Source organism: Sodalis sp. RH19, assembly GCF_047324215.1.
Taxonomy (GTDB): domain Bacteria; phylum Pseudomonadota; class Gammaproteobacteria; order Enterobacterales; family Enterobacteriaceae; genus Acerihabitans.
In genome coordinates this window covers 2552139-2571008 of sequence record NZ_CP178734.1, presented here as the reverse complement: position 1 = coordinate 2571008, position 18870 = coordinate 2552139, and the positions used below count along the sequence as shown (strand labels likewise).

Here is an 18870-nt window from a genome sequence, read left to right as displayed (position 1 = left end):
GGACGCGGGCGCAATCAGCTGTTTGCGGGGCACGACGGCCGCGGCATGATCCGGCTGCGCCGCCGGATGGCCAGCGCCAGCGCCATCGCCGCCAGCGATAAGGCGATGATGACCGTCCCGTAAATATTGGCCGTCGCCAGCAGGCCGGCGCGGCGCACCAGGAAGCCGGCGGCAATGGCCGGCAGGCTGTTGGCGAGATAGCATTCCACATAAAACGCGGCCATCAGTCCGGCCCGCTCGGCGGGGGCGGCCTGCGCCATCACCGTGCGCAGCGCGCCGAGAAAACCCGCGCCGAACCCCACGCCGGCGATAACCGATCCGGCCAGCAGCACCGATGCCATGCCATGGTTGGCCCCCAGCAGGATCGCCAGCACGCCCGCCACCAGCATCACGGCGCCCGCCAGCAACGAGGCGAAAGGGGTACGGCCACGGGCCGCCATAATCGCCGCGGCGCCGCTGAGCGTCAGCGCCGCCACCGCCAGTCCGCCCAACCAGACCGACGTAGAGTGGGTAACCTTGGCGATCAGAGACGGCATCAGCGACAGATAAAAACCGCCCAGCATCCAAATGGCGACATTGACCGGCGTTACCGCCAGCAGGGCGCCGCGCGCCTGCGCGGGAATAACCACGCTGGGCCGCAGCGAGGCCCAGGCCCCATGACGGCGCACGGCGGTTTCAGGCGTGCCCCAGGTCAGCGCCGCTTCGGCCGCGAAGACCAGCAGCAGCAGGGCATAGATCAGATGCAGCGGCGCGGGCGCGAACTGCAGCAGCGCGCAGGCGCCCAGCGCCCCCAGGGCCATGCCGGTCATCGGCGCAATGCTATTGGTCAACGCGCCGCGCTCATGATGCAGGTCCAGCAGCGCCGCGCCCAGGGCCGCCGACGCCAGTCCGGTGGCCAATCCCTGCAACGCCCGCGCGACGATAAGCCAGACGGGGCCGGCGGCGCCGAGGAACACCCCCATGGCCGACAGCTCCAGCAGCAGCGCCAGGCTGATGACCGGACGCCGGCCGATATAGTCGGACAGGGCGCCGGCGCTCAGCAGCGACGCCAGCAGGGCCAGGGCATAGGCGCTGTAGATAGTGGTCAGCAGCATCGGCGAGAATGCCCACGAGGCCTGGTAAAGCCGGTAGAGCGGGGTAGGGGCGCTGGACGCGGCGTAAAAGGTTATCAGCGTGGCGGTATGTACCGCCGCGGCTAAATCAGGCTGGAAACGGCCCGGGACGGTGTGGTTTGACGCGGTAACGGTTGATTTGGGCATGGCGGTGCTCGTATAATAAACGCAAATTATTAGCTTTTATACATCCTAGAGGATACCCGGCACTAACGCAAATATTTTGCGTTAGTGCCGGGCGGCAGTACCCTGCGGCGCGCCTGGGACGCCGGCGGTCATCCTCTGGCAGGAACAGGAGTCATCAGCCATGGCTGACAAAAGCGGTGTCCGTCCCGGCGGCCGCAGCGCCCGCATACAGGCGGCGGTGCACCGGGCGGTACGGGAATTACAGCAACAGGAAGGGCCAGGCGAACTGACGGTGCCGGCCATCGCCGCCCGCGCCGGCGTGACGCCGTCCACCCTCTACCGGCGTTGGGGCGATCTGGCGCAATTATTATCCGATGTCGCGCTGGCGCGGGTGCGTCCCGATGGCGAGCCTCGTGATACGGGGTCGTATCGGGGAGATCTGCGCGCGTGGCTGGAACAATACATCGATGAATTGGCCTCCGAGACCGGCCGGGCCATGATGCGCGATATCCTCGGCTGCGCCGCGCCGGGCAACGCCGGGAAATGCGCGGAATTTATCCGCCAGCAGCTCGATGTTATCCGCGACCGCGCCCTGGCGCGCGGCGAGGCGATTGTGGATAGCGATACCTTGATTGACCTGGTGGTGGCGCCGGTGGTTTATCGCCTGCTGTTTTCGCTATCAGCGCCTTCCGTTGAACATGCCCTGGCGCTGCTGGACCATACGCTGGGCGCCGCCCCCAGGCGCGTCGGGTGACTTTTCGCCGGCTCCGGGCGACCGCGCCGGGGGCTAAGCCCGACCGTTCGCCGGGCTATTTAACCGTTCGCCCGCGTATATGACCGCTTAATAATAATTTGCCTCTTTTTTCATCCATTCTGGCCTAGAGTACGCGCACATGTACCCTATAACAGAAGACCGCATCAAGATGAAAAATAATATCCTCAAGCATATCCCCTGGCTTATCATCGGCATTATCGGGGCCTGCTGCCTGGCCGTCGTGGCGTTGCGCCGGGGCGAGCATGTCAGCGCCCTGTGGATCGTGGTGTCGTCCGTGGCCGTTTATCTGGTGGCTTACCGCTACTACAGCCTGTATATCGCCACCCGGGTGATGGGGCTGGATCCCACCCGTTCGACGCCGGCGGTGGTCAATAACGACGGCCTGAACTACGTGCCGACCAACAGGAACGTCCTGTTCGGCCATCATTTCGCCGCCATTGCCGGCGCCGGTCCGCTGGTCGGACCGGTACTGGCCGCCCAGGTGGGCTACCTGCCGGGCACCATGTGGCTGCTGGCCGGGGTGGTTATCGCCGGCGCCGTGCAGGACTTTATGGTGCTGTTTATGTCCTCGCGCCGCAACGGCGTGTCGCTGGGCGAGATGATCAAGGAGGAAATGGGCCCGGTCCCCGGCACCATCGCCCTGTTCGGCTGTTTCCTGATTATGATTATTATCCTGGCGGTGCTGGCCCTGATCGTGGTGAAAGCGCTGGCCGAAAGCCCGTGGGGCGTGTTTACCGTCTGCTCGACGGTGCCCATCGCCCTGTTCATGGGCATTTATATGCGCTTCCTGCGCCCCGGACGGGTGGGCGAAGTGTCGGTTATCGGCGTGGTGGGGCTGCTGCTGGCCATTTGGTTTGGCGGCGTGATTGCCCACGACCCGTACTGGGGACCGGCGCTGACCTTTAAAGACACCACCATTACCTACACTCTGATTGGCTATGCCTTTGTTTCCGCCCTGCTGCCGGTATGGCTTATCCTGGCGCCGCGCGACTACCTGGCCACCTTCCTGAAAATCGGCGTGATTATCGGCCTGGCGGTGGGGATTGTCATCATCAATCCCGACCTGAAGATGCCGGCGATGACCCAGTTTATCGACGGCACCGGCCCGGTATGGAAAGGCGCGCTGTTCCCCTTCCTGTTTATTACCATCGCCTGCGGCGCCGTATCCGGTTTCCATGCCCTGATCGCCTCCGGTACCACGCCCAAGCTGCTGGCCAGCGAAAGCGATACCCGTTTTATCGGCTATGGCGCGATGTTGATGGAATCATTTGTCGCCATCATGGCGCTGGTGGCCGCGTCGATTATCGAACCCGGCCTGTACTTCGCCATGAACACCCCGCCGGCGGCGCTGGGCATCACCATGCCCGACCTGCATCGCCTCGGCACCTCGGACGCGCCGCTGATCCTGTCCTCGCTGCGCGATGTAACCACCCATGCGGCCGCCACCGTCAGCTCCTGGGGTTTTGTTATCTCCCCAGAGCAAATCATGCAAACCGCGCAGGATATCGGCGAGCCTTCGGTGCTTAACCGCGCAGGCGGCGCCCCGACGCTGGCGGTGGGCATTGCCCATGTCTTTAATAAGATCATCCCGGGCGCCGATATGGGCTTCTGGTATCATTTCGGCATTCTGTTCGAGGCCCTGTTTATCCTGACGGCGCTGGATGCCGGCACGCGTTCCGGCCGCTTTATGCTGCAGGACCTGCTGGGCAATTTTGTCCCGTTCCTGAAAAAAACCGACTCGCTGCTGGCCGGCATGGTGGGCACCGCGGGCTGCGTGGGCCTGTGGGGCTATCTGCTGTACCAGGGCGTGGTCGATCCGCTGGGCGGGGTAAAAAGCCTGTGGCCGCTGTTCGGCATCTCCAACCAGATGCTGGCCGCCGTCGCGCTGGTATTGGGCACCGTGGTGCTTATCAAGATGAAACGCACCCGCTATATCTGGGTAACGGTGGTGCCGGCGGTTTGGTTGCTGATCTGCACCACCTGGGCGCTGGGGCTTAAGCTGTTCAGCCAGAATCCGCAGCTCGAAGGGTTCCTGTACCAGGCCAGCCTGTACAAGCGCCGCATCGCCGAGCAGGGCGCCGGGCTAACGGAACAACAGATTAGCAACATGCATCACATAGTCGTCAATAACTACACCAATGCCGGCTTAAGCGTCCTGTTCCTGATTGTTGTCTACAGCATAATCTTCTATGGTATTAAAACGGCGCTGAAAGCCCGCGGCAACGCCGCGCGCACGGATAAGGAAACGGCGTATGTCGCCGTGCCGGAAGGGGGTATCATCACCTCAAGCAGCCACTGATACGGCATCATAAGCCCTGTCCCGCATAACCGGTGGTTATGCGGGCGTTTTTACACTGGAGATACCGCATGTTTGGAAATTTGGGTCAGGCAGGTAAGTATTTGGGACAGGCTGCCCGGATGTTGGTCGGTATTCCGGATTATGATTATTATGTCCAGCATATGAAGACCAATCATCCCGATCAGCCGGTCATGGACTACGAAGCGTTTTTCCGCGATCGTCAGGAAGCGCGCTACGGCGGTAACGGCAAGGGCGGTTTTCGCTGCTGTTGACACACGAGGATTCGAGCATGGACCAGCCGCTGCCGGCCACCATCCTGACCGGCTTTTTCGGCGCGGGGAAAACCACCCTGCTGCGCCATATACTGCATGCCGACCATGGCGAAAAGATCGCCGTGATAGAAAATGAATTCGGCGAAGTCCCCATCGACAATACCCTCCTGGGCGATCGCGCCACCCGCATTACCACCTTAAGCAACGGCTGTATTTGCTGCTCCAGCGCCAACGAGCTGGCGGATGCCCTGCTGGATTTACTGGCGGGCATCGATCGCGGCGAGGTCGATTTTACCCGCCTGGTGATTGAATGTACCGGCATGGCCGACCCGGGACCGGTGATCCAGACCTTTTTTTCCCATCCGGTTATCAGCGAGCGTTTCCTGCTTGACGGCGTGATCGCCCTGGTGGACGCGGTGCATGCCGACGGACAGCTGAACGAGTTCGCCCTGGCGCAGGCCCAGGTGGGATTTGCCGATCGCATCCTGCTCACCAAAACCGATATCGCCGGCGAGAGCGGCAATTTGATTGCGCGCCTGCAGCATATCAACGCCCGCGCGCCCGTGTACCGGGTGGTCAACGGCGAGATAGGGCTGGACCGGCTGTTTAACGTCGAGGGTTTTATCCTGAATGATAACCTGACCGTGGCCCGGCCGCGTTACCGGCCGCTTATCGAGCCGCAAAACGCCATCCGCTCCATCGTGGTGAACCTGGCGCGGCCGCTGGCGCTGCAGACGGTATCGGACATTATGGAAGGCCTGCTGGCGACCTATGCCGATAATCTATTACGCTATAAAGGCATTTTAGCCATCGAAGGCGACTCCCGGCGCCTGCTGTTCCAGGGGGTGCAACGCCTGTATAACGCCGATTGGGACCGGGAATGGCGCGATGACGAGCAGCCGGCCAGCGTGCTGGTGTTTATCGGCGTCGGACTGCCGGAGTCCGAGATCCGGGACGCTTTCGCCGCGTTCAGGTAAGCCGGCGTTTAACGTGCAGGGTAAGAGTATTGCCGCCTGGCCATCGCCTCAGGCCCGCCCGTGAACCGGGCGGGCCTGATTGTTATAAGGGCCAGGCCAGAACAGCCGGAGCGCCCCACGGCAGGGGGATAAAAGGCGCTGTTCAGGCTGATGCGAAGATTCACACATTGTTGTGAAAAGCGGATAAATGATTAAATATACTATTATCAAATAGTTAATTCCAATTAAGCGCTAAAATCCCGTTACGTTTTTGTGATGTCCATCATCTCAATGTGAAGCCAATACGTACAAAATTTCACACATGTTCACAACAACCCGGATGACAGGAAATGACGTTATCGTTAGGCGTTATTGCTGATGATTTTACCGGCGCCACCGACATCGCGAGTTTTATCGCGCTGGCCGGTTGGCGCGTGGTCCAGCTTAACGGTATCCCGCAGCAGCCGCTGCCGCTGGAAGACGTTGACGCGGTGGTGATTTCCCTGAAGACCCGCTCCTGCCCGGCGCCGGAAGCCATAAGCCAGTCGCTGGCGGCGTGCCGGTGGTTGCGGGTACAGGATTGCCGGAAGATCTACTTTAAATATTGCTCCACCTTCGATTCCACGCCGCACGGCAATATCGGCCCGGTTACCGATTCCCTGCTGGCCGAGACCGGGGCTGCGCTTGCCATCCTGTGCCCGGCGCTGCCGGTCAACGGCCGCACCGTGATCCACGGCTATCTGTTTGTCAACGGGCGGCTGCTGAACGAATCTGGCATGCAAAACCATCCCCTCACGCCGATGACCGACGCTAATCTGTTAAGGGTGATGGACGCCCAGGCCGCGGGTAAAACCGGGCTGCTCCCGCTCGCGACGCTGCGCCGGGGGACCCGGGCCGTGCGGGAGCGCCTGGAGGAACTGCGGCGCGAGGGGCGGCGCTATCTCGTTGCCGATGTGCTCGACGACGCTGATTTAACGCTTCTGGCGCAAAGCCTGCCGGACGACCTGCTGCTGACCGGCGGTTCGGGCCTGGCCGGCGCATTGGCCGCGCTTTCGCCCCGCGACGGCGACAGCGCGGCGGCGCAGGCCGTGCCGCCGGCCACGGGTCGCGCCGTGGTGCTGTCGGGCAGTTGCTCGCGCATGACCAATACGCAGGTTGATCACTATCGCCGCCAGGCGCCCGCCCGGGCGATCGACGTCACACGCTGCCTGGAGAACGGCGCGCTGTATGCGCGGGAGCTGGCGCAATGGGTGATGGATCAACCCCCCCGGCCGGCGCCCATGCTGTTCGCCACCCAGGCCGCCGACGTGGTCAGGGCGGTACAGGCCCGCTACGGCGTCGCCGCCACCGGCGCCGCCATCGAACGATTGTTTGCCGATATCGCGCTGTCCCTGTTTCAGCAGGGTTTTGGTAAATTTATCATTGCCGGCGGCGAGACCTCCAGCCTTATCACGCAACGGCTCGGCGTGAGCGGCTTTGCCATTGGCCGGACTATCGCCCCCGGCGTGCCCTGGGTCAGGGATATCGAGCGGCCTTTATGGCTGGCGCTGAAGTCCGGCAATTTTGGCGAGACAGATTTTTTTAACCAGGCACAGGAGCTTTATCAATGACGGAAGCCGAATTACGCGCACAAATGGCGACGCTGGCCCATTCCATGTTTATGCGCGGCTACAGCAGCGGCGGGGCGGGAAATCTCAGCTGCCGCCTGCCCGACGGCGGTTTCCTGGTGACGCCCACCAACTCCAGCTTCGGCGCCCTGGACCCGGCGACGCTCAGCAAACTCAACGCCGCGGGAGAACATATCGCGGGCGCCAGGCCGTCCAAGGAATCGGTAATGCACCTGAATTTCTACCGGCGACGCCCCGATATCGGCGGCGTGGTGCATCTGCATTCGCCCGCGCTGACCGCGCTGTCCTGTATGCCCGGCCTGAACGCCGAGAACTGCCTGCCGCCGATAACGCCCTATTACGTCATGCGCGTCGGCAAGCTGCCGCTGGTGCCGTATTTCCGCCCCGGGCATCCCGGCCTTGCCGAGGCGATTGGCGATCTCGCCCCGACGCATAACGCCATGCTGCTGGCTAACCACGGGCCGGTAATCGGCGGCGCCGGCCTGCTGGAAGCGGTGTTCAACGCGGAAGAACTAGAGGACACGGCGCGTCTGTATATTACACTGCTACCTTATGGCATGGTGACATTAACAGGTGAACAAGTTGCAGAGCTGGAACGGACCTTTAAAAAAGCCTAACGCGGGGCGTCGCGATGTTGCCCGATGAACGCCGTAATTTTATCTACAGCCACCTGCATCAATATGCCAGGGTGACCATCGGCGATCTGGCCAAATTGCTGGATGTGTCCCATATGACCATTCGCCGCGACGTGCAGTTTATGGAGAACGAGGGCAAGGTGACGGTGATAAGCGGCGGGGTTAAACTCAACGAGGCGCTGAAACAGGAACTGCCCTATGTGGAAAAAGCGTTATTGCATCACCGCAGCAAACGCCATATTGGCGCGGTGGCGGAAATACTGGTTGAGTCGGGGCAGGTTATATATCTGGACGCGGGTACCACCACCTTTGAAATTGCCCGCTGTATCGCGGCGAAATTAAAAAAGATAACCATTATTACTAATGATTTCACAATTAGTGATTTTTTAATGAAAATGCCGCACGTCAATTTATTTCATACCGGCGGCCAGGTGGATATGCGCAATCGATCCTGCGTCGGCAATAGCGCCGCGCAGTTTATTCGCGGCCTGAATATCGATATTGCGTTTATCAGCACCAGTTCCTGGGATATTGAACACGGCCTGTCCACGCCCGACGAAGGTAAAGCCCAGGTCAAGCAGGCGGTGCTGGCCTCCGCCAGGCGCAATATCCTGGTGACCGACAGCAGTAAATACGGCAAATATGGCATGTTCCATATATGCCCACTGGCGCAGCTGACCGATATTATTTATGACGATCAGCTGCCCGATGACATTGAAAACCGATTACGGCAGCTGCCGATCCGGTTACATAAAGCCATTAGTTAGGAGCATGCCGGAAAGCCTATGGGAAAACTAATACCTCGTTAAGCCAATAATTTATAACATACCGCGCCAATCATTCTTGGGCGATTAAAAAATAATAATGATCTGTACTCTATCTGTCCGGAGGGGATATGCAATTCGATATTTCGCAATTTTTTGCTTTAATCAGCGCCATTGCCTTGTTAATTGTCCTTATTACCTATTTTAAATTTCATCCTTTTTTAGCCCTGATAATCACCGCCGGATTTTTAGGACTGGCGGCGGGCCTTAGCCCGACGGCCACGATCAAAAGCTTCGAAAAAGGCTTCGGCGGCGTATTGGGATCCACCGGGCTGGTGGTCGGGCTCGGCACCATGCTGGGCGGATTATTGCTGGAATCGGGCGGGGCGGACAAAATCGCCAATACCTTTATCCGCCTGGGGCCGGTGCGCGCCATACCGGCCACTATCTGCGTCGCGGCGTTAATCATCGGCCTGCCTCATCTGTTCGACGTCAGTTTCGTGATGCTGGTGCCGCTGGTGTACGCCATTGCCCGCCGCACCCATAGCCAGCTGCTGCGCATCGGCATTCCCATGGCCGCCGGTTTGTACGTGGCGCACGGTCTGTTGTTGCCGCACCCGGCGCCGACGCTGGCCATGACCACTTATCATGCCGATGCGGGCATGGCGATGTTTTTCGGCCTGATTATCGCGGTGCCCATGGCGGCCTTGTCCGGCCCGGTATTCACCCATTTCGCCATGAAATACTTTCCGGAGCTGGGGCGCCAGAGCTTCGGCGCCGGGGACGCGCAGGAAGAACAGCAGGCCGGCAAAACCACCCGCAGCCCGTCGTTCTGGCTGGCGATGCTGACCATTCTGCTGCCGCCGCTGTTAATGATGACGCGCTCGCTGTGCATCGGCTTTATCAGCAAGGAGAATCCGCTGTATGAAGCGGTTAACGCCATCGGCGACCCGATTGTTTCGCTGTTGATCGCGGTGCTGTTCGCCCTCTACGCCCTGGGGATACGCAGCGGTTTCACCATGGCGCAGTTGCAGAAGATGCTCGGCAAGTGCCTCGGCCCCTGCGCGGTGATTATCCTTATCCTGGGCGCCGGCGGCGGCCTGAAAGAGATGCTGCTGGCCACCCATGTCAGCACCCTGATCGCCGATTGGGCGGTACACTGGAATATTTCGCCGCTGATCCTGGCCTGGCTGGTGGCGGCGCTCATCCGCATCGCCATCGGCTCCGCGACGGTTGCGGTGGTCACCACCGCCGGGATTATCGCGCCGCTGGCCGCCAACAGCGGCGTCAACCTGGAACTGCTGGTCTTGGCCACCAGCACCGGCGGCCTGATGCTGTCGCACGTTAACGACTCCGGTTTCTGGCTGTTCAAAGAATATTTTCATCTCACCGTGGGCGAGACGCTAAAAAGCTGGACGTTGCTGGTTTCCTTCCAATCGGCGCTGGGACTGGCGTTTGTCCTGCTGCTTAACCTGATTGTCGGCTAACGCCGCCCTACATTTAATCCGAGGTAAGCGTAATGAACTACGAACTGTTATTTGACGAACTGAAAGGGCGCCGTATCCGGCTGGCCATTACCGGCGCCTGCGGCGGTTTCGGCCGCTCGCTGCTGGTCCAGTGCCGCAATATTCCGGCCATCGATATCGTGGCGCTGTGCGATATCAATACCCAGGGCACGCGGGATCTGCTCGGCGATCTGCGCTACCGCCATGATAAAAACCGGCTGTGCGGCACGCCGGCTGAAGCCGCGGCGGCCCAGGCCGCCGGGGAAACCGCCATTATCAGCGACTTCGCGCTGCTGGACGCCCTGGATCTGGACATGGTGGTCGAATCCACCGGTAAACCGGATATCAGCGTCAGCATCGCCGTCAGCGCGTTAAAACGCGGCGTCCACGTGGGTATGGTCAGCAAGGAAACCGATTCGGTCGCCGGCCCCTGGCTTAATCAACTGGCGCTTAAACACCACGCGGTCTATACCACGGTGGACGGCGATCAGCCCAGCAACCTGATTGGCCTGGTCACCTGGGCCAGGGTGCTGGGGCTTGAGATTATCGCCGCCGGCAAGTCCAGCGAATATGACTATATCTACCATCCGGCCACCGGCAGGCTGGATTATACCAGCACCCAGGTGGACGCCGCCGCGCTGGCCGATCTGTGGCAGCTGGATGAACAGGATATCAAAGGCACGCTGCGCCGGCGGGCCGAGGCCTTGGCGATGCTGCCGCAAAGCGCCACCCCCGACTATTGCGAAATGAACGTGGTGGCCAATTCCATCGGGTTCGTGCCCGCTACGCCGGCGCTGAATTATCCCCTTTGCCATATCGGCGAGCTGGCCGATATCTTTATCCCCGAGGAAGACGGCGGTATTTTGACCCGGACCGGCGTGGTGGATGTATTCAACTGTCTGCGGCGTGATGACGAGGTCAGCTTTGGCGGCGGGGTGTTTATCATCGTGCGCTGCCAGGACCCGGAGACCTGGCGCATGCTGGCGGATAAAGGTCATGTGGTCAGCAAGAATCTGAAGTACGCCTGTATTTACCTGCCGTACCATATTATGGGGCTGGAGTCGCCGCACAGCCTGTTTTCGGCCGTTCTGCACCGCCGGGCGTCCGGCGGCGTTAACCAGCAGGTCCATGCGGTAATGGCGGGCTTCGCCGAGCGTCCGCTGAAAAAAGGCGAAACCCTGAGCATGGGCGGCCACCATCACTCCATTGAGCATGTCAGCGCCCGCCTGCTGGCCAGGGCGGATGCCAAAGGCGTCGCGCCGTTCTACCTGCTGGCCAATAAAACCCTGACGGCGGATGTGGCCCAGGGGGAGCTTATCCCGCTGTCCGCGCTGCCGGCGGATGATTCGCTGCTATACCAGGCCTGGCAGCAGACCGGCCTGTGATTCCACGGCCGGCTGACAAGAACGCACGCCCGGGAAACCGGGCTTTTTTGGTTATGGCGTACACCCGCCCCGGCGGCCGTCAGGGGTATAACATATCCGGACGGAACAGCCCGCGCCGGCTGATAACCTTGCCGGCCACCATAAACACGCCGTCGCCGGTATAGTGCAAGGTTTCCGGGTGCTTTGGCGTCGCCGCGGCGTGCGCTTTGACTATCTCGAAAATAAAAAAATGATACCGGTCCACCATGGCGCCGTCATGCAGGCGGCATTCAAAATGCGCGTGGCATTCGCGGATAAGCGGCGCCTTCACCCGGCGCGCGGGCGCCGCCGTCAGGCCGAAATGGCTGAATTTATCCATATCCGCCCCGCTGGTATTGCCGATGCCCACGACGGTATCGGTCAGGGCGGTGGTGGGCAGGTTGATCACGCACTCGCCGCTTTGGCGGATCAGGTCAAAGCTATGATTGCCGCCGGAAATCATACAGCCGACCAGCGAGGGGGAGAATTCCAGCACCACGTGCCAGCCCAGGGTCATGATATTGGTTTTGCCCTGCCAGGCGGAGGTAATCAGGACAATGGGCCCTGGTTCCAGATAATATCGCGCCCGGCTGACCGGGAAATCGCTTTTACGGGGAAATGCGGTCATGTCAGCTCCTGTAGCAGTTTTGTTTGCGCCTACTCTAAGGGTAACAGCTGATGGGCGGGAGGAAGAGATACTGTACCGCCGCTCACGGGACAGGGCATAAAAGGAGGCGATCCGGCGTGCCGATGTGATACCCTTTTATCCATTACATCGCAGGTACCGTTATGAAACTCACGCGTTATACCGATTATGCCGTCAGGGTGATTATTTATCTTGGCGCCCATCAGGGCCAATTGTCGTCCATTGCCGAAATTTCGCGCCAATACGCGATTTCGCATAATAACCTGATGAAAGTGGTGCAGGATCTGGCCCGGCTGGGTTATATCGACACCCTGCGCGGGCGCAACGGCGGCATCCGGCTGGGCCGCGCGCCGCAGGATATCAATATCGGCGCGCTGATCCGCCACACGGAGAAAGGCGACGCCCTTATCGACTGCGCCAACTGCGTTGTCGCGCCGGCTTGCGGCCTGCCGGGGGTGCTGGCCCGGGCCACCAATGCCTTTTACGCCGTGCTGGACGGCTATACCCTGGCGGACTTATTAAGCCGGCGGGGGCAAATCGAAGAACTGTTCACCCTGATCGATATCGAAGGCTAAACACGCTGCCATAATCTTATTTACCGTTAAAACAAGCGGTTGCTTCATCCCTGCGCCGTATCGTCTTTTTCCCGCGCCGCCAAATATTGCGTTATATCAAACAAGTGGTGGATAGCGGCAAAAGCCCTGTCATTCCCGTCCCTCCGCGTTTAACCTTAAACATGCATTTAAAATGAATAATATAAGGAAGCGATCATGTTTTGTGTGCAATGTGAACAAACCATCCGTACCCCGGCCGGCAACGGCTGCTCCTATAGCCAGGGTATGTGCGGCAAAACGGCGGAAACCTCGGATCTGCAGGATCTGCTGGTGGCCGCGCTGCAGGGCCTGTCCGCCTGGGCGGTCGCCGCGCGCGGGCTGGGGATTATCGACCATCGCATAGACAGTTTTGCGCCGCGCGCCTTTTTTTCCACGCTGACCAATGTCAATTTCGACTCGCCGCGCATCGTGGCCTATATCCAGCAAACCCTGGCGCTGCGTGATGAGCTGAAAGCCCGCTGCCTGCGGGTTGAACCGACGGTTAACCCCGGGCATCCGCTGGCGGAACTGCAATGCCCCTCGCTGACGCTTGCCGATTTGCAGGCGCAGGCGCAGCGTTTCGCCCTGAATACGGATAAGGACGCGGTAGGCGAGGATATTCACGGCCTGCGTTTGCTGTGCCTCTACGGGCTGAAAGGCGCGGCGGCCTATATGGAACATGCCCATGTGCTGGGCCAGTACGATGAGGATATTTACCGCCAGTATCATGACATCATGGCGTGGCTGGGTACCCGGCCGGCCGATATGGGCGCGCTGCTGGCGCAGTCGATGCAGATCGGCAAAATGAACTTTGCCGTAATGGCCATTCTCGATCGCGGCGAGACGCAGGCCTACGGCAACCCCGTACCCACCCGCGTTAACGTGCGGCCTGTGGCGGGTAAAGCCATCCTGATTTCAGGCCATGATCTGAAGGATTTGCGCCTGCTGCTGGAGCAAACCGCGGGGCAGGGCATCAATATTTACACCCACGGGGAAATGCTGCCCGCCCACGGCTACCCGGAACTGAAAAAGTTCGCCCACCTGGCCGGCAATTACGGCAGCGGGTGGCAAAACCAGCAAACGGAATTCGCCCGTTTCCCGGGGCCGGTGGTGATGACGTCCAATTGTATTATCGATCCGACCGTCGGCCACTATAACGACCGCATCTGGACGCGTAGCATTGTCGGCTGGCCGGGCGTTAAACATCTGGACGGCGAGGATTTCGCCCCGGTGATCGCCCAGGCCCAACAGATGGCCGGCTTTCCCTATGATGAAATCGAACACCTGATTACCGTCGGCTTTGGCCGCCAGACGCTGCTGGATGCGGCCGATACCGTTATCGACCTGGTGGCGCGCAAAAAACTGCGTCATGTGTTCCTGGTCGGCGGATGCGACGGTAGCCGCGATGAGCGCAGCTACTATACCGATTTTGCGCGCGACGTTCCCGATGACTGCCTGATCATGACGCTGGCCTGCGGCAAGTATCGCTTCAATAAACTGGATTTCGGCACCCTTGAGGGCCTGCCGCGTCTGCTGGACGTCGGCCAGTGCAACGACGCCTACGCCGCCATTATGCTGGCGGTAAAACTGGCGGAAAAACTGGGCTGTGGAGTGAACGATCTGCCGCTGAGCCTGGTGCTGTCCTGGTTCGAGCAAAAGGCGATCGTTATCCTGCTGACCCTGCTTTCGCTGGGCGTCAAGAATATCTATACCGGACCGACGGCGCCCGGTTTCCTGACGGAAAACCTGATGGCGGTGCTTAACGAGCAGTTCGGCATGCGCTCGATTACTACCGCGACCCAGGATCTGCACACTATCCTGGCCGCCTGAACCGGACATAAGGAGAGGCTTTCATGACGACGCCGTCATCGCTGTGCCCGTACCGCATGCAGGTACATCATATCATCCAGGAAACGCCCGATGTCTGGACGCTGGCGCTGATAAACCATGATTTTTATCCCTACCAGCCGGGGCAGTACGCCCTGGTCGCCATCAACGATAGCGAGGACGTGCGCGCCTATACGCTGTCCTCCGCGCCCGGCGCCAGCCGGTTTATCACCCTGACCGTGCGCCGGCTGGCGGACGGCGCGGGTTCAGGCTGGCTGACGCAGGACGTCAAGCCCGGCGATAACCTGTGGCTGTCGGCGGCGCAGGGCGATTTCAGCTGCCTGCGGCATGTCGATAACCGCTACCTGTTCCTGGCGGCGGGCTGTGGCGTCACCCCAATCCTATCCATGTGCCGCTGGCTGGCGGCCAATCGCCCGCAAGCGGATGTGCGGGTTATCTACTGCGTCCGTTCGCCGCGGGATATCATCGCCGCGTCCACCTGGACGGCGTTAGGGAAATGGCTGCGGCTGACGGTGTTCGCCGAGCAGGGCGCCGCCGGAGATATCCTGCCCGGCCGGCTGGCGCGCGACGCGCTGCGCGAACTGGCGCCGGATATCGCCGCACGCACGGTAATGGCCTGCGGCCCCGCGCCCTGGATGGCGCAGCAGGAGGCGGACGCGCTGGCGCTGGGCGCAGGCCGCTTCCTGCAGGAGCGTTTTCATACGTCGCCTGCCGACGCCGGCGCGGGCGGTGGAGCCCGGCTGAAGATCACCCATCCCCGCCCCCTGCAAACGGTGGACGCGCCGGTGGGCGTATCGCTGCTGGCGGCGCTGGAGTCCAACGGCATTAGGGTAAACGCCGCCTGCCGCGCCGGGGTGTGCGGCTGCTGCAAAACCCATATCGCGCAGGGTGACTACCGTACCACCAGCACCATGACGCTCAGTGAGCAGGAGATCGCCGCCGGCTATGTCCTGGCGTGCAGCTGTTATCCGCAGGGTGATATCGTTATTGCCTGAGTAACCGTCTTGCCGCACCACGGTTTTGCCCGGTCATGGCCCCATTTTTTTTGTTTTAGGGCTGCGGCGCGGGCAGCATGCCATGGAACAAACGGCCAGGCATTGACTCCCGCATTTACATGTAAAGCGGCAGCCTTGGTGGGGACGCCGGCGGCTTGCGTGGGGCTTATATTGTCGTGGGGATGGTTTCGCTCGCGGCTTGCGGGGAGGCTTATGTTGCCTCGGGGAAGATTTCGCTTGCCGTGCTTTGGCTTTGGCTTGGGATAGGGTTTATGCCGCCTCGGGGAAGGTTTCGCTTGCCATGCGTGAGGTGTTCATAGGTATTGCCGGGCGCCGGCAAGCGACAATGAGGCCGTACCGCGACGGCCTCCTTGACCTCCGCGCGTCCGGCAGATCGTGCGCCGCTGCGCGGTTCCCGCTATCACCCATCCCGGCTTTTGGACCGCACGGGACGCGCTCCCGGCGCGGCCCTTAGCTTTCGCCGCTCCCGGCGGCTCATCCAGCCGCGATGGGCGCCGCCGGCGCACTCTATGCCGGCACCACGTCAACACCATCGCCTGTGAGCAAAACAGCGGTGTAAGGTACTTAGCGGTATGCACTCACCGGGAAAAACAGCGCTATAAATTTGGCCAATTTGGTATAAGTCTCGCAGCCTGCTAGCTATAGCTCACTGCCGCACGTTTATGCCTGACGCCTGTCTACAGGGTGGTATGACTATAATTGCCGGCAGCATGAAATACCGACTTCCTGACTTCCTGACTTCCTGACTTCCTGACTTCCTGACTCAATGACTCAATGACTCAATGACTCAATGACTCAATGACTTAATGACTTAATGACTTAATGACTTAATGACTGCTGGCTGTGCGAATGCCGTCTGCATTACATTACTATATGAATGCTGACGGCATGTAAAATGGTATGTATGACTTGCCTGTCGCTGTGCCTTTTGCATCCCGCGAAGATTAGCCGCTTCTTTGTCTACTATACCTTCGTCACTTTCGTCCTCCACTTAGCCCACAGCGGCGCCGATGCCCTATACATCACATCGCTGACCGCGACCTATGTCCCGGCATAAAGCGCGCTGACGGCGCCTGTGACCTCGGCATGAGCCGCCGGGAGCGGCGAAAGGCCCGGTTGCGCCGGGAGCGCTAACCGGGCCGGTGCATTACGGGGGCATTGGCGGCGGAAGGCATCGCGCAGCGACGCGCGACCTGCCGGGCGCGTGGAGGTCAAGGAGGCCGTCGCGGTACGGCCTCATTGTCGCTTGCCGGCACCCGGCGCCGCATATCACCACCGAACGCACGGCAAGCGAAACCTTCACCGAGGCGACATATGCCCTGGCGCACCCTAACACATGGCACCCTCACGCACGGCAAGCGAAACCTTCCCCAAGGCGACATAAACCCTACCCCAAGCCAAAGCACCGCAAACGACACCCCCGTCGCGGCAATGTCGCCCGCCCCCGGAACCACCATTCCCCTTTACGGCATGGCATCGCGCCATGATGGTTAAAATTACCGGCCCGGATGGGCAGGGGTGCGCCGGCGATCGTAAACGGTTTTGTTGCCATCATGTTGCGGAAAGTTATCAGTTTGCGAGGCACATCGCCTAACCGACCGGCTTCAGCGGCTATGCTTAGGTGAAAATCCGCTATGGATTGACAACCGCAACGGAACAGAACATGAAAATAATCGCCCTGGGAGAATTGCTGTGGGATTGTTTTCCCGGCGGCCGCGAAATCGGCGGCGCCGCGGGAAACTTTGTCTATCACGCCACGCAGGCAGGCGCCGACGCCCGGCTGATTTCCGCCGTGGGGCGGGACAAGGCGGGCGATGCGCTGGTGAGCGAACTGGCGGCGCGCGGCGTTCCCGGCCATATACAGCGCAGCGCCCGTTATCCCACCGGCACGGTGGAGGTGACGCTGGACAGGCGCGGCGTGCCGCACTACGACATTATCGGCCCGGTGGCCTGGGACGATATCCAATCGGACGTCACGCTTTTCAACCATCTGCGCACCGCGGATGTATTGTATTTCGGCAGCCTGGTGCAGCGCTACGGCCCCAACCAGCGGCTGCTGCGCCAGTTGCTGGGGCTGCTGTCGCCACAGGCGAAAATCCTGGTGGACATCAACCTGCGCGCCGGCCATTACCAGCCGCCCACCCTCGGTTTTTGCCTGCGTCACGCCCACCTGCTAAAGCTTAATGACGAGGAACTGCCGGTCATTGCCGCCCTGTTCGGCCTGCCGCGCGACCCCGAGGGGTTCTATCAGCATTTGCGGCGCCATGAACAGCTCGAGATGCTGATATATACCCGCGGCGATAAGGGCAGCCTGCTGCTGCGCGGCGATGACAGCCACCGTCATCCCGGCCTGAAAGTCACGCCGGTGGACACGGTCGGCGCCGGCGATGCCTTTACCGCCGTTGCCGCCGTCATGGCGCTGCGCGGCGCGCCGCTGGCGGACATTAACCAGGCGGCCAACACAGTGGCGGCATATGTCTGCACCAGACCGGGCGCCATGCCGACGATGCCCGCCCATTCCGGCGGGTAGGGCGCGCGCCTGCCGCAGTGTTATGGCGGTTATGCGCATGAAAAGCCGGGATCCCGTCGGAATGAGTTAAAATAGCAGCGTAGTTAAGGACGTGCAGGCTATTGGCTTGGGCGAAATAAGCCGCCGGCGCTATTGTAAGGATTCCAAACCATGATAAATAAAATTCACCTGTTGCAAGGCGATATCACCACAATCCCCGCGGACGCCATTGTTAACGCCGCCAATTCTTCCCTGCTCGGCGGTGGCGGCGTGGATGGCGCCATACACCGCGCCGGCGGGCCCGCGATCCTGGACGAATGCCGCGACATCAGAAACCGGCAGGGCGGTTGTAAGACCGGCTGCGCCGTGATTACCGGCGCGGGTAATCTGCCGGCAACGTATGTGATCCACGCGGTTGGCCCACACTGGAGCGATGGTAAACACCAGGAAGCGGAATTATTGAAACATACCTACCTGAGCTGTTTTGCACTTATCGAACAATACCCGATCAAAACCGTTTCATTCCCCAATATCAGCACCGGCGTCTATCACTTCCCCAAGCGGTTAGCCGCTGAGATTTCGTTAGAGGCTATCGCCGCCTGGTTAGATACTTATCCGGTGATCGAAGCTATTCATCTCGTGTGTTTTGACCCGGAAAATTTCACCCTCTACAGTGATTTACTAAAAAATAAATATACTGATAATTAATCATTTTATAAGCGGCTGGTTGTCCTTGGCGCTGCTCATGTCCAGCCTCTCGTCGACCGCGGACGGTAGCGCAAC

Annotated in this window: 16 protein-coding genes; 14 read left to right on the top strand and 2 right to left on the bottom strand. The window is 60.6% G+C overall.

What is annotated here, in order from left to right:
- Window positions 1-14 precede the first annotated feature (14 nt).
- Window positions 15-1259 (bottom strand): MFS transporter, encoded by a 1245-nt coding sequence (locus ACL2XF_RS11570; RefSeq protein WP_413728638.1) that lies wholly within the window; start codon window positions 1257-1259, stop codon window positions 15-17.
- A 160-nt stretch (window positions 1260-1419) separates the two neighbouring features.
- On the opposite strand from ACL2XF_RS11570, the gene ACL2XF_RS11565 reads away from it, so the two are divergent.
- From ACL2XF_RS11565 to ACL2XF_RS11525, 9 genes are all read left to right on the top strand, one after another.
- Complete coding sequence (locus ACL2XF_RS11565) at window positions 1420-1992, top strand: TetR/AcrR family transcriptional regulator (RefSeq protein ID WP_410015664.1); 573 nt, start codon at window positions 1420-1422, stop codon at window positions 1990-1992.
- 169 nt (window positions 1993-2161) lie between these two features.
- On the top strand, window positions 2162-4312 hold the full coding sequence (locus tag ACL2XF_RS11560) for a carbon starvation CstA family protein (RefSeq protein ID WP_410015663.1): 2151 nt from the start codon (window positions 2162-2164) through the stop codon (window positions 4310-4312).
- A gap of 68 nt (window positions 4313-4380) precedes the next feature.
- Window positions 4381-4584: a YbdD/YjiX family protein gene (locus ACL2XF_RS11555; RefSeq protein WP_331120216.1), complete on the top strand. Its 204-nt coding sequence runs from the start codon at window positions 4381-4383 to the stop codon at window positions 4582-4584.
- A 17-nt stretch (window positions 4585-4601) separates the two neighbouring features.
- Entirely contained in the window at window positions 4602-5561 is a 960-nt protein-coding gene (gene yjiA / locus ACL2XF_RS11550; RefSeq protein WP_410015662.1) for a GTPase, read from the top strand.
- A gap of 329 nt (window positions 5562-5890) precedes the next feature.
- A complete protein-coding gene (gene otnK, locus ACL2XF_RS11545; protein ID WP_413728637.1) occupies window positions 5891-7150 on the top strand; it encodes a 3-oxo-tetronate kinase in 1260 nt (419 codons plus the stop codon).
- Complete coding sequence (locus ACL2XF_RS11540) at window positions 7147-7785, top strand: aldolase (RefSeq protein WP_410015660.1); 639 nt, start codon at window positions 7147-7149, stop codon at window positions 7783-7785. The genes otnK and ACL2XF_RS11540 overlap by 4 nt, the downstream gene beginning before the upstream one ends.
- Window positions 7786-7799: 14 nt before the next feature.
- On the top strand, window positions 7800-8570 hold the full coding sequence (locus tag ACL2XF_RS11535; RefSeq protein ID WP_410015659.1) for a DeoR/GlpR family DNA-binding transcription regulator: 771 nt from the start codon (window positions 7800-7802) through the stop codon (window positions 8568-8570).
- A 128-nt stretch (window positions 8571-8698) separates the two neighbouring features.
- A complete protein-coding gene (locus ACL2XF_RS11530) occupies window positions 8699-10054 on the top strand; it encodes a gluconate:H+ symporter (RefSeq protein ID WP_413722485.1) in 1356 nt (451 codons plus the stop codon).
- 32 nt (window positions 10055-10086) lie between these two features.
- Window positions 10087-11457, top strand: coding sequence for a hypothetical protein (locus tag ACL2XF_RS11525; RefSeq protein WP_413722486.1), 1371 nt, complete (start codon window positions 10087-10089; stop codon window positions 11455-11457).
- A gap of 79 nt (window positions 11458-11536) precedes the next feature.
- Here ACL2XF_RS11525 and ACL2XF_RS11520 read toward each other — a convergent pair whose 3' ends face one another.
- Window positions 11537-12103: a flavin reductase family protein gene (locus ACL2XF_RS11520; protein ID WP_413728636.1), complete on the bottom strand. Its 567-nt coding sequence runs from the start codon at window positions 12101-12103 to the stop codon at window positions 11537-11539.
- A 161-nt stretch (window positions 12104-12264) separates the two neighbouring features.
- On the opposite strand from ACL2XF_RS11520, the gene ACL2XF_RS11515 reads away from it, so the two are divergent.
- The 5 genes from ACL2XF_RS11515 to ACL2XF_RS11495 all read left to right on the top strand — a co-directional run bounded on the left by ACL2XF_RS11515 (window position 12265) and on the right by ACL2XF_RS11495 (window position 18795).
- Window positions 12265-12696, top strand: a complete 432-nt coding sequence (locus ACL2XF_RS11515) for an Rrf2 family transcriptional regulator (RefSeq protein ID WP_410015655.1) — start codon at window positions 12265-12267, stop codon at window positions 12694-12696.
- A 195-nt stretch (window positions 12697-12891) separates the two neighbouring features.
- The gene (gene hcp / locus ACL2XF_RS11510; protein ID WP_413728635.1) at window positions 12892-14544 is read left to right on the top strand and encodes a hydroxylamine reductase; all 1653 of its coding nucleotides are present in this window, start codon (window positions 12892-12894) and stop codon (window positions 14542-14544) included.
- A gap of 23 nt (window positions 14545-14567) precedes the next feature.
- The gene (gene hcr / locus ACL2XF_RS11505; RefSeq protein WP_413728634.1) at window positions 14568-15557 is read left to right on the top strand and encodes an NADH oxidoreductase; all 990 of its coding nucleotides are present in this window, start codon (window positions 14568-14570) and stop codon (window positions 15555-15557) included.
- 1684 nt (window positions 15558-17241) lie between these two features.
- Entirely contained in the window at window positions 17242-18108 is an 867-nt protein-coding gene (locus ACL2XF_RS11500) for a carbohydrate kinase family protein (protein WP_410015652.1), read from the top strand.
- Window positions 18109-18258: 150 nt separating this feature from the next.
- Window positions 18259-18795 (top strand): macro domain-containing protein, encoded by a 537-nt coding sequence (locus ACL2XF_RS11495; RefSeq protein ID WP_410015651.1) that lies wholly within the window; start codon window positions 18259-18261, stop codon window positions 18793-18795.
- The last annotated feature ends 75 nt before the right edge of the window (window positions 18796-18870 follow it).